This is a genomic window from Streptomyces sp. NBC_01003, assembly GCF_045162695.1.
Classification (GTDB): Bacteria; Actinomycetota; Actinomycetes; order Streptomycetales; family Streptomycetaceae; genus Streptomyces.
The window spans coordinates 2,302,376-2,314,402 of the sequence record NZ_CP108707.1 but is presented as its reverse complement, the minus strand read 5'-3'; the positions used below and the strand labels follow the sequence as shown (position 1 = coordinate 2,314,402).

The window sequence follows — 12,027 nt, the reverse complement described above, 5'->3', positions numbered from 1 at the left end:
CTCGTCACCGGCTTCGTCACGATGCTGCTCGGCGCGCTCGCCTTGTACGGCACTGACGCCTCGACGCTGTGCGCGCGTATCGGAGGCGATCGAGCGCCTCCGGTTGGCGGGCCGACCGGTCACCGGGCGCAGTCGGCTGCGCGGGACTTCCTGCAGCGGGACACCGACGAGCCGCCAACTGTTGGAGCGGACTGCCGACGCGCTCTCGTTCCATCTCTCGGTCGTGACCCCGGGATCCGTGGCGGCTCTGGTCGGAGACGTGTGCTACGCGATCGGCCTCGGACGGGCTGACCGGTGTGGTTCTCGGCATCGGTCGTGCCGTCGATTCGGCCGGCCCCGCTGACCTGGCCCGATCCCGGCACGACGCTGACCGGACGCTGCGAGTGCTCCGCCAGCGGCCCGGGAGACGTGTCGCCCGGTACTCCGAAGTCCAGGTCGACGCACTGCTGTTGGAACTCGGGGATCTGCTGCGCAGCGAGGGCGGCCTTCTCGACGGACCGATCGAGCGTCTGCGCACCTACGACCGAGAAAACGGCACCGCCCTGGTCGAGACTCTGACCGCCTGGCTGGACAGGCTCGGAAATGTTCTGGGCGCCTCCGCCTCGCTCGACGTGCATCCGAACACCTTCCGATACCGGCTGCGGCGGGCCGCGGAGATCGCCGGGACGGACCTGAACGACCCCGGGAAACGCTTCGCCGCGATGCTCGAACTCCGCGTCATGCGAGCGGACTCTCCATGAGTTCACCTCCTCCCAAGGCGTCCGCGCGGGCCCGCTCGACCAGTCGACAGGACGGCTGGTCGAGCGGGCCCTTCCACATCGCAGCCGCAGACGCCGGCCGTGAACGGTCAGGCCACCTTCGGGGCCGCCCGCACCCCGTAGTGCACGTACGGCTCGCCGGTGGGCAGCGTGTAGAACGTGACCGGGGTCCAGGTCCGTGATTCCGGCGCGAGGAACGCGAACAGGCTGTCGGAGACCGGTACCAGGTCGTACTCCTGCGTCGGATCCGGCGCGAGTTCGGCCAGGGGACCGGTGAGGGTCTGGCGCAGGCGCAGCCCTTCCCCGGTCAGCAGAACCTCGGCGCGCACCCCGGTCCGCTCGTACACACCGGCGTGCCGCCGCGCGTCCACGGCGGGAGGTTCGGCGGCCGGCTCGAGTGGACGCGACATGGCCACCCCGGCCAGCTCCGAGAAGATCTCCCGGTACAGCTCCTCGTACAGGTCGCGTGGACTGCCGCCGTTGGTGAGCAGCACCACCGCGAGTCCTTGCTCGGGGAGCAGCCTCAGGAACGCCGCCTGGCCGATCGTGCCGCCGTCGTGGCCGATGACCTGGTGCCCGTCCCAGTCGAAACGTATCCAGCCCAGGCCCCAGGAGTCGCCGATGCTGTGCGGATCGGGCAGGTTCGTCTGCCTGTCGGCCATCGCGTCCACCGACGCCCGCGCGAGCAGGCGCTCGCCGTTGGGTGCCAGCCCGCCGGTCAGGTGCAGCCGGGCGAACGCCAGGACGTCCGCGGTCGCCGCGCCGACCAGACCGGCGGGACCGACCGAGCGCGGCAGCCCCCAGACCGGCGCGGACGTCGGCTCGCCGCCGCCGGGCGAGACATGGCCGACCGCCGCGCGGAACAGCAGCGCTTCCTCCGGCAGCGTGATCGTGTGGCTCAGGCCGAGCGGGGTGAACAGCCGCTCGCGCATCGCGAGGTCCCAGGTCTTGCCGGTCAGCTTCTCGATGACCCGGCCGGCGAGGACGAATCCCGAGTTGCAGTAGGAGAAGGTCGCCGCGAGCGGGTGGTTCTGTCCGACGCCCGCGAGCTGGTCGACGTAGCGCTCCAGGCAGTCGTCGCCACGGCCGGTGTCGGTGAACACGTCGCCGTCGATGCCGCTGGTGTGGGTCAGCAGATGGCGCATGGTCACCTGCCTCGCCACCCCCGGATCGGCCAGTCGCAGCTCGGGCAGGACGTCCGCTATCGGCGCGTCGAGGTCGAGCAGCCCCTCGTCGACCAGTTGCATCACGACGGTCGTCGTCCACACCTTGGTGATCGAGCCGATCTGGAACAGCGAGTCGTCGGTGACGTCGACGCCGGTGTTCGTGCTCAGGACACCGTGGCTCGCCTGCACCAGCTCGTCGGCGCCGTCGGGTCCGACGCGCAGGATGCCGAGCGCTGCTCCGGGTACGCGATGTGCGCGCGCCAGTTCGCTCAGCCGGCGCTGCCAGTGGGCGTCGATCGGCACCCGCGCCGCGCTCCCCTTGGGCCTTGCGTGGCGCTCCACCCAGTCGACGACGCGTCGGTTGAAGTCCGCCCGGTGCGAGGGCCTGCCGTCGAGGATGAACAGGTGCGAGCTGCCGGGGTACAGCACCAGCCGGGCTGGGACGCCCCGCTCACGCAGCGCGGTGAACCACTGTTCCGCCTGGCCCACGGGACAGCGCACGTCGTCGGCGCCCTGCACGATGAGCGTCGGTACCTGGACCTGGTCGACGTGGGTGAGTGGCGACTGCTTCGTGTACGCCTGTTCCTCCGCCCACGGAGTGCCGCCCAGTTCGCGCACGCCCATGTGGTGGCCTGCGTCCGAGGTGCCGGCCATGCTGGTCAGATCGCTGACGACCCCGCCCGCGACCGCAGCCGCGAACCGGTTGTCGCGGCTCGTCAGGTAGCAGGTCATGAAGCCGCCGTAGCTGTAACCGGACACGGCAAGCCGGTCGGCGTCGGCGACGCCCTCGGCGACGAGGTGGTCCAGTGGTTCGAGAAAGTCCGGCGCGTCCGCCTGCCCCCATGCGCCGAGCGCCGCGGTGAGGAACTTCTCGCCGTAGCCGTCGCTGCCGCGCGGGTTGAGCATCAGCACCGCCCAGCCGCGCGTGGCCAGCACCTGGTGGTAGAGGTGGGTGGCGTCGGCTGTGCCGTTCCAGGCGTTGTGCGGGCCGCCGTGGATGTCCAGCAGCAGAGGCGAGGGGCCGGTGCGGGCCGGGTCGCGCATCAGCCAGCCATGGACCACGGTGCCGTCGGAGATCGTGAACTCCCGCTCCTCACGGGCGAACAGCTCGACGTCGGCGACGCTCTCGCCGTGGTGTGTGCGCGCCTCGACCGTCCCGTCGGCGAGGCCGACCGTCGCGATCTCGCCGAACGAGGACGGCGTGGCGAGGAGGATCGCCACGGTGTCGCCCGCGACGGCCAGGTCGCCGACGGTGTTCCCCGCGCCCCCGACGACTGGTCGCGGCGCGCCGCCGTCGAGGTCGACCGAGTAGAGGTGGGTGCAGCCGCGCTCCCGCACGCAGAACAGCACGCGGCCGTCCGCTGTCGGGCGTGGCGCCGCGCCGGGATAGCCGGGGCCGCCCGGCATCACGTTCCGGTCGAGGGCAGCCGTCAGGTCGATGGTGTCGCCGCCGTCCAGCGGCACCAGCAGTAGTTCGGTGTTCCCGATCTCGGTGTCCCCCCGCCCGACGACCAGCAGCGCCCGACCGTCAGGGGTCCAGGTGACCGTGGCTGCCGTGCCGTCGCCGGAGCCCGTCGCCTGCGGTTCGGCGGCGCGCTCGCTCAGGTCGAGGACGTAGGCGGCGGACCGCAGCGTGAGGTCGGCGTCGGGCTCGCGGGCGCCGGGGAACGCCAGCCGGGTGCCATCGGGGGACCAGGCGGGATCGCCCGCGTTCCAGTCCCCCGATGTGACCTGCCGGATCTCCCGTGTGCCTACGTCGAGGACGTGCACGTGCCTGCGCAGGGTCCGTACCAGACCTGTGCCGTCGGCCTTGAAGTCCAGCCGGTCCGTCACGACCGGGGCATTCGCCCGGCGTGCGCGTGCGGTTGCGTCCTCGCCGTCCGCCGCGGCGAGGTCGACCGGCGCCGCGAAGGCGACCTTGTTGCCGTCCGGGCTCCAGACCGGTGCGCCGGCGCCCAGCGGGAGTTCTGTCACCTGCTCGGCCTCGCCCCCGGCGGCGGGCAGGAACCACAGTTGCGGGGCCGAGTCCCGGGCACGCAGGAACGCGATACGCGTGCCGTCGGGCGACCATGTCGGTGCTGTGTCGGTCGTGCCCCGGGTGAGCTGCCGCGCCTCGCCGCCCGCGGCGGCGACCTGCCAGAGCGCCCGCACGTCCCGGTCGCCGTCACGGTCGGCGGCGCGCAGCACGTACACGATCCGGCTTCCGTCCGGCGAAACGCTCGGCTGCTCGGGGACTGTCAACTCGTACAGATCATCAATGCCAAGGCGTCGGGTCATCGCAGGAGGCCTCCTCGTGGGATTGCGGGCTGTTCGCTGGCGCTCGGGGAGAAGTGGCAGGCCGCTCGGTGCCGGCGGGTCACCGCGTCGTCGGCCGGGTCGGAGCTGAGGCAGACGGTGCGCTCGGTGTGCGTGAGCGGGCCGATCGGGCAGCGGGGGTGGTAGCGGCAACCGGTGGGCGGGTGGTGCGGGTCCGTGTCTCCGATGCCGTCGCCGTCACCGGGGTCGTCGAACAGGCCGGTGCGGGCGGACGGGGCCGCGGCGAGCAGGTCGCGCGTGTAGGGGTGTTGCGGGTCGTTGAGGACTTGCTGGGCGGGGCCCATCTCCACGATGCGGCCGAGATACATCACGGCGATCACGTCGCTGAGATAGCGCACCACGGCCAGGTTGTGCGAGATGAACAGCATCGACAGATCCAGTCGCCGCTGCAGTGTGCGGACCAGGTTGAGCACGGCGCCCTGCACCGACACGTCGAGCGCGGACGTGATCTCGTCGGCGATCAGTACCTGCGGCTGCCCGGCCAACGCGCGGGCGAGCGCGACACGTTGCCGCTGCCCGCCGGACAGGTGCTTCGGCATCATCCCCGCCCGGTCCGGGTCAAGGTTGACCAGTTCGAGCAGTCTCGCCACCTCGGCCCGTCTGTCTGCCGCCCCGGCGTGCGCACTGCGCGGCAGGGCCTCGGTGATCGACTCACCTATGCTCATCCGCGGGTCCAGCGAGGAGTACGGGTCCTGGAACACCATCTGCAGCGGACGCCTTCGCGGCAGGCTCTTCACATCCACGCCGCCGAGCATGACGCGGCCCGCGGCGACCGGTACAAGGCCCACCGCGGCCCGTGCCAGCGTCGACTTGCCTGATCCCGACTCCCCGACCAGCCCGACCACCTGTCCCTTGGGCACGGTCAGGCTGACCTGGTCCACTGCGGTCAGGCCTCCGCGCCGGGCTCCGTAGCGCACGCTCACGTCGTCGAACACCAGCGCGCTCATTCGGCACCTCCGTAGGCGGCTTCCCGGCCGGACTCCGGCGCGACGGCGCCGTTCGGATGCCAGCAGGCGACCTGGTGTGCCTGGTCGACCCGCTCCAGTACCGGGTCCTGGCTCCGGCACCGGTCCGTCGCCGCCGGGCAGCGGGCGGCGAACGCGCACCCCTCGGGCACGTGGTCCGGCTCGGGCGGCCGGCCGGGGATCACGGCCAGCGGCTCGTCGCGGTCGGTGTCCAGTTCCAGCGTCGCGGCCAGCAACGCCCGGGTGTAGGGATGTCTCGGTACGGATGTGAGGTCGGTGGTGGGAAGGTCCTCGACGACGCGCCCCGCGTACATGACGAGCATCCGGTCGCAGGTCTGTGCGACGACCGTGATGTCGTGGCTGATCAGGAGGATCGCGGCGTTCTCGCGCTCTCTGGTCCGCGAGAGAAGGCGCAGTACCTGGCGCTGCACGGTGACATCCAGCGCCGTCGTCGGTTCGTCGGCGATGATCAGCTTCGGCTCGCCCATCAGACCCATGCCGATCATCGCGCGCTGCCGCATCCCGCCGGAGAACTCGTGCGGGTACTGTCGGGCACGTCGTTCCGCGGCGGGAATGCGCACCGCGCGCAACCGGTCCACGGCTCTGGCGAAGGCTTCGCGCCGGTTGAGGCCGTGGTGCTGCTCCGACGCCTCCGCCAGTTGGCGGCCGATCCGGCGGGCCGGGTTGAACGAGCTCATCGGATCCTGGAAGACCATCGCCAGCGACGTGCCGAGCAACCGGCGCAACTCCCGCTCCGGAGTCGTCAGGAGCGGAGTCCCCGCGAACTCAAGCCGGTCCGCAGTCACGACACCCGGCGTCTCGATCAGCCGCGAAACCGCCAGTCCGGTCAGGCTCTTGCCCGATCCGGATTCCCCGACCACCCCGATCGCCTCACCGTCGCGCACGGTGAAACTCACGCCGCGCACCGGGACCGTCCACCCGTCCGCACGCGGGAACGCCACGTGCAGGTTCTCCACCAACAGCACCGGCTTCGCCGTGGGTTCCTCGGCCGCGGCGGGACGGGCGGGCGGCGCCGGCCGGGCGGGGATCCGCGCGGTCGGGGTGCGTACGCCGACCACCGCGGCGACGGTCTCGCCCACCAGGTTGAACGCGAGACCGGCGAGCACCACCGCCGCGCCGGGAGCGAGCGCGGCCGCCGGGTTCACGTAGATCCCGTCCAGTCCCTCGCCGAGGAGCCGCCCCCAGTCGTATCGGGGTGCCTGGACGCCGATGCCGAGGAAGGAGAGCGAGGCGAAGGCGAGCAGTGCCCCGCCCGCGCTGATGGTGGCGTTCACCAGCAGCGGCTCGCCGATGTTGGGCAGGACGTGCCGGACGAGCAGCCGGAGCCGGCCGACGCCCGCGATCCGCGCAGCCGATACGTAGTCCCGCCCTGCCACCGATGCGGCGAGGGTCTGCGCCAGCCTGGCGAAGCCCGGCGCCGTCGCGAACGCGATCGCAAGGACCGCGCCTCGGGTGCCCACGCCGAAGACGACCGCGAAGAACAACGCAAGAAGCAGCCCCGGGAACGCCACCGCGATGTCCACGGCGGAGGTGATCAGCCTGCCGGCCCGGCGCGGCAGCACCGACGGCAAGGTACCCAGCAGGAGACCGACCGTGACGCCGACCGCCGTGGCGATCACCGCGAGTTCGACCGAGAACCGGGTGGCCACGAGCGTGCGGTAGAAGATGTCGCGGCCGAGCGAGTCGGTGCCCAACAGGTGTGCCCCGGAGGGGCCTTGGCCGATCGCGTTCGTGTCGACCGCGGCCGCCTGCTCGCCCCACAGCACCGGTCCCAGGATGGCGAGTGCGGCCAACGCGACCAACAGCGCCAGTGAGCACGCCCCCATCGGGGTGCGCGCGGCCGCCGACCAGGCCGAGCCGCGCCTTCTCCACTGCGATGTCGACGTCATCAGCTCTCCCGGATGGTCGAGCGCGGGTCGAGCAGCGCCAGCAGCACGTCGACCGCCAGGTTCACCAGCAGCACCCCGATGCCGTAGACGAGCACGATGCCCTGCACCGTCGGATAGTCCTTCGCCAGAATCGACTGCACGATCGTCGAGCCGAGCCCGGGCCAGGCGAAGACGTTCTCCACCAGCACCGTCCCGGCGACCATCGCGGTGAGCATCAGCCCGCCCAACGTCAGCGTGGCGGTCAGCGCGCTCGGCAGGGCGTGCCGGACGTACACGAGCCGGGCGGGCAGCCGCTTCGCCCGGGCGGTGCGGACGAAGTCGTCGCCGAGCACAGACAGCATCTCCACCCGTACGATCCGCGCCAGCACCGCCGTCGCCCCGGTCGCCAGTGCCGTCACCGGCAGCACGAACGTGCTCGCGCCGCCGCTCCCGGCGACCGGGAACCAGCCAAGGCGCACGGCGAAGAACGCGACGAGGCCGACGGCGACGAGGAACTCAGGGACGGCGGCCAGGAACACGCTCACCGAGGTGAATCCCAGCTCGACGCCCCGCCGTCTGCCGCCCCTGGTCAACACCGCGAACAGCACGCCGAGCGGAATCGCCAGGGCGACCACCACCACGAACGCCGGCACGGCCAGCGCGAGCGTCGCGGGCAGACGGTCGCCGATCACCTGCGCCACCGGCAGGTTGCTCGTCATCGACGTACCGAAGTCGCCGGTGAACAGGTTGCCGAGGTAGTGGCCGTACTGCACCCACAACGGGTCGTTCAGGCCGAGTGCTTGGCGCCGGGCCTCGACCAGCTCGGTGGGTGCGGTCATTCCCAGCGCCGCCCGGACCGGGTCGCCCGGGACCAGGTGGATCATCAGGAATGCCGTGGTCAGCAGCACCCACAGCGCGACGAGGAATCGCCGCAGCCTGCGCCGTGCGAACGGCAGCCACGGGCCGCCCCGGATTCCGGCACGCAGGGCGGCCGCCACTGCAGCGGTGGCCATCAGCCGTACATCCGTATCGAAGACGGCGTGATGGAACCAGCGCTGACCTCGAACCGCGCTCCAGTGCCGAAGAACGGGACAACCGAGTGGACGTAAGGGACGACGTCGACGCGCTTGATCAGGGACGTCTCGGCCGCGACCCAAGCGCGGCAGCTGTCGTCGCCGACCAGCCCCGCCGCCCGGCGCACCTGAGAGTCGTACCCGGCGTTCTCGACGTGCGCGAAGTTGGTGCCCTGCGGCGGCGCCTTGCCCGACACGAACTGCACTGCCTGGCTCGGCAGTTCGAAGCCGAACGGCGCCATCGAGACATCCCACGCTCCGGTGGTGAACAGCGCCTGGTTGAGCCCGGAGCTGTCGACGCCCTTCAGCTTGACGTCGACTCCGATGCTCTTCCAGGTCTGCTGCGCCAGCTCGGCGGTGGGCGCCATGGTCGGCCCGAGTTGCGTCGCGTAGATCATGGTGAGGGCGAGCCGCTTGCCGTCCTTGACGCGCACGCCACTCGGGCCCACGCGCCAGCCCGCCGCGTCGAGCGCAGTTCTGGCCGCGGCGAGGTCGTGCGCGGGAAGGTTGCCCTTCACGGTGTCGCCCGTACAGGCCCGGGGTTCGGCCGTGACCATCCCCGTGGCCGGTGTGCCGGTGCCGCTGGTGAGCACCTTGCCGAGCTGCGTCAGGTCGAGTGCCTGGACCAGGGCGCGGCGGACGCGTTCGTCCCGGCCGGCGCGGCCGGGAGCCTCGTTGAAGAACAACTCTCCCATCGGAGCGAGGTAGTCGGCGTGGAACAGCTTCTGCGCGGAGAGCCGCTTCTTGTCCGGCCCGACCGTGGCCGCGGCGTTGAGGCCGCCGGAGAGCAGCAGGTTCGCCGAGGTGGTGGCGTTCGGGACCACCCGCACGACCACCTTGTCGGGCAGCCCCGGCTGGTTGGTCTTCCACGCGCCCGGCCCCCACGTATAGTCCTTGCGCCGGGTGAGCGTGTAGTGGTCGTTGGGTACGGCCTCGGTGACGGTGAACATGCCGGTGCCCGCGCCGCCCTTGGCCAGCAGCGAACGGTCCCGCAGGCCCGCGGCGCACACCATCGGCAGCCGGCCCGCGTTGCGCAGCAGGAACGCGTCCGGCGCTCCGCTGGTGAGCGTGACGGTGCGGCTCGCGTTGTCGGCGGTCGCCTTCGTCCCGGGCGCGATGGTCACCCCCGCGAACGGGGACTTGTTCGCCGGGTCGCCCACGAAGTTGATGTTCGCCGCGACGTCCGCGGCGGTCAGCGGCGAGCCGTCGGCGCAGGTGATGCCGCGCCGCAGGCTGAAGGTGGCTTTCGTCGTCGTGGCGCGCCACTTGGCCGCCAGTCCCGTCACGGGCTTTCCGGCGGCGTCGACGTTGAGCAGCGAGTCGTAGAGGTAGCGATCGGTCTGGATGGCGACCGAGAGGACCGTCATCTGCGGGTCGAGGCTTCCGGGGTCGGACGCGATCGCCTGCGTGAAGGTCCTGCCTTCCGCCAGCTTTTGGTGTGCGGTCCGCCCCTGTGTGGACTGCGAGACTCCCCCGCACGCGCTGACCGTCAGCGCCAGCGCGCCGAGCAGCACGACCCGGCGCCTCATGACGTCACTCCGTGGCGGAGATGGTCCACGGCGAGCCGGGCGGCCCTGCCGATCGAGGTATCGACAGCGGGCCGGCGGTCCTCCAGGGAGTCCGCGCGGGTGAACACCGCGACGGCGTACTGCCTGCCGTCCGGGTAGGTCAGCACACCTGCTTCATTGCGGATCGCGGGAAGCGTGCCCGTCTTGGCCGCCACCTGGACCCCGGTGTCGAGGCCGGACGAGATCCTGTGCGGCCAGATCTGCCGTCCCATGATCGCGCGGACCTTCTCGCAGGCCCCGGGATCGGCCGCGCGGTCGGTCCAGATCGCGTCGAGCAGCCGGGTGATCTCCCGCGGGGTGGACGACGTCGTCCTGGCCGGGTCCAGCACCGCCAGCTTCCACAGCTGTTCCGGGGTGGCCGCGGCGAGCACGGCCTCCGCATCGTCGCCTTCGCCGGCACCGAGGTCGGACAGCAACGACGCGAAGTGGTCCTCGCAGCAGCCGCGGATGCGCGTTCGGGACAGCCCGAGGTCGGTGAGCACGCGGTCCACGGCGTCCTGTCCGACCCGGTGGAACACGACGTCGGTGGCCGCGTTGTCGCTCATGGTCAGCATGAACAGCGCCAGGTCGCGCCAGCTCATCTCCACGTCGTCGACGCACCCGGCCGTGCCGATCCCGCCGACGCGGTAGCGCGCGGTGACCCGGGTCCGTTCGGTCTCGTCCAGCCGTCCGGCGGCCACCTCGCGGACGTAGGCGACCGCGACCGGGATCTTGAAGACCGACGCCAGGACCACCGGGGCGTCCGCGCCGACGGCGACCTCGGGGCCGTCGGTCACCCCGATCTCACGGGCGTGCAGGAATCCTTGCGCTCCCGCCTCGGCGAAGACCGCGGCGATCTCGTCGGCGATGGCGTTCACCGGCTCACCCGCCGATCGGCCCGGCCGGTGTGCAGGAACCGCGCCCGCCCGGTCCCGTCGTCCCCGACGAACGCGTGCACCATGTGCATGCCGCGCTGCGGCTTCACGGGGATCAGCCTGTCGCCGTCGTACGCGACCAGTTCGATCCTTTCCGGCGGACCGCCGTCGAGTTCGGCGAACACTCCCTTCGGGGTCCGCTCGGCCCACAGCCTGCCGTCGGCGTCCTCGCTGACGACGGTGTCGCCGACGGACGACGCGTACGTGCCCACGAACCTCGCTGTCTCGACACGGGGGGCGTCGGCGTCCGGCACCGGGAGCGCCGGCATCTCTGTTCCGGCCAGCTCGCGCAGCACGCGTCCGACGAGTTCGACGTACAGCGGGAGCGGGTTGCCGCCGTTGGTCAGCAACGCCACCGCGATGTCGTGTTCGGGAGCCACCCGTAGGAAGGCCGACTGGCCGAGCGTGCCTCCGTCGTGGCCGACCACCGTGCCGCCGGGCCAGTCGAAGAGCGACCAGCCCAGTCCCCAGGCGTCGCCCATCAGACCGAGATCCGGCAGTTCCACCTCGCGGCGCCGCATGGCGAGCGCGCTCTCCGGAGTGAGCACCGCCGTCCCGTCGGGCCCCCTGCCCCCGTCGAGATGCATCCGGGCGAACGTCAGAAGGTCCCGCGGCCGCATCGCCAGCATCGATCCGGCGGGCGCGTTCGACCGGGGCAGCGCCCAGACCTGCGCGGGCTGCGGCTCGGCGTCGGGGTCGGGCGTGAGGTGCCCTGACGCGGCGCGGAACCTGACGGCCTCGTACGGGCTGGGGGCGACGTGGGTCAGCCCCAGCGGCGTGCACAGGTGGTCGCGCAGGCAGTCGTCGTACGACTTGTCGCGCAGCACCTCGACGATGCGACCGAGTACGCAGAAGGCGGCGTTGTTGTACGAGAACATCTCGCCCGGCGCGAACAGCTGGGGCACGTCGGCGAGGAGGGTGACGAGCCTGTGCACCGCGTCGTCCCCGCGACCGGTGTCGAGGAAGACGTCGCCCTCGAACCCCGAGGTGTGGCACATCAGTTGGCGTACGGTGATCTTCGCGGAGGCCGTCTCGTCACCGACGGCGAATTCGGGCAGGTACGCCCGGACCGGGGCGTCGATGTCGAGCGCGCCCTCGTCGACGAGCTGCATCGCCAGCGTGGTCGTCCAGACCTTGGTGATCGACCCGATCTGGAAGACGGAGTCCGCGGTGGCCTCGACGCCGGTGTGCTTGTTCAGCACCCCGGCCGCACGGTCGATCATCTCTCCGTGCGCGTATACGGCGATCGACGCGGCCGGCACCTTGTGTTCGGCCAGCAACTCGGGAAGGCGACTTTCCAACCAGCCACGGAGTTCATTGAGTTCGGACATGTGCACCTCTTGTCTCGGCGAGGGAGAACGGGTGATTCCGGGAGGGT

At 71.5% G+C, this 12,027-nt stretch carries 8 protein-coding genes; 1 reads left to right on the top strand and 7 read right to left on the bottom strand.

From position 1 onward, the window contains the following. The first annotated feature begins 383 nt into the window (after window positions 1-383). Window positions 384-740 (top strand): helix-turn-helix domain-containing protein, encoded by a 357-nt coding sequence (locus tag OG698_RS10900; protein WP_406102892.1) that lies wholly within the window; start codon window positions 384-386, stop codon window positions 738-740. Between the two features lie 107 nt (window positions 741-847). Here the strand turns inward: OG698_RS10900 and OG698_RS10895 are convergent, their stop codons facing one another. Genes OG698_RS10895 through OG698_RS10865 form a run of 7 tightly spaced genes read right to left on the bottom strand, consistent with a single transcriptional unit; the run spans window position 848 to window position 11,980 of the window. Beyond that, the gene (locus OG698_RS10895; RefSeq protein WP_406102891.1) at window positions 848-4,201 is read right to left on the bottom strand and encodes a serine hydrolase; all 3,354 of its coding nucleotides are present in this window, start codon (window positions 4,199-4,201) and stop codon (window positions 848-850) included. Further along, complete coding sequence (locus tag OG698_RS10890; protein WP_406102890.1) at window positions 4,198-5,187, bottom strand: ABC transporter ATP-binding protein; 990 nt, start codon at window positions 5,185-5,187, stop codon at window positions 4,198-4,200. Before OG698_RS10890 ends, OG698_RS10895 begins: the two co-directional genes overlap by 4 nt. Further along, a complete protein-coding gene (locus tag OG698_RS10885) occupies window positions 5,184-7,115 on the bottom strand; it encodes a dipeptide/oligopeptide/nickel ABC transporter permease/ATP-binding protein (protein ID WP_406102889.1) in 1,932 nt (643 codons plus the stop codon). Before OG698_RS10885 ends, OG698_RS10890 begins: the two co-directional genes overlap by 4 nt. After that, the gene (locus OG698_RS10880; RefSeq protein ID WP_116507081.1) at window positions 7,115-8,107 is read right to left on the bottom strand and encodes an ABC transporter permease; all 993 of its coding nucleotides are present in this window, start codon (window positions 8,105-8,107) and stop codon (window positions 7,115-7,117) included. The genes OG698_RS10885 and OG698_RS10880 overlap by 1 nt, the downstream gene beginning before the upstream one ends. Then, window positions 8,107-9,696, bottom strand: coding sequence for an ABC transporter substrate-binding protein (locus OG698_RS10875; protein WP_406102888.1), 1,590 nt, complete (start codon window positions 9,694-9,696; stop codon window positions 8,107-8,109). Before OG698_RS10875 ends, OG698_RS10880 begins: the two co-directional genes overlap by 1 nt. Further along, window positions 9,693-10,592, bottom strand: a complete 900-nt coding sequence (locus tag OG698_RS10870) for a serine hydrolase (protein WP_406102886.1) — start codon at window positions 10,590-10,592, stop codon at window positions 9,693-9,695. The genes OG698_RS10875 and OG698_RS10870 overlap by 4 nt, the downstream gene beginning before the upstream one ends. Further along, window positions 10,589-11,980: a serine hydrolase domain-containing protein gene (locus tag OG698_RS10865; RefSeq protein ID WP_406102885.1), complete on the bottom strand. Its 1,392-nt coding sequence runs from the start codon at window positions 11,978-11,980 to the stop codon at window positions 10,589-10,591. The genes OG698_RS10870 and OG698_RS10865 overlap by 4 nt, the downstream gene beginning before the upstream one ends. Between the last annotated feature and the right edge of the window lie 47 nt (window positions 11,981-12,027).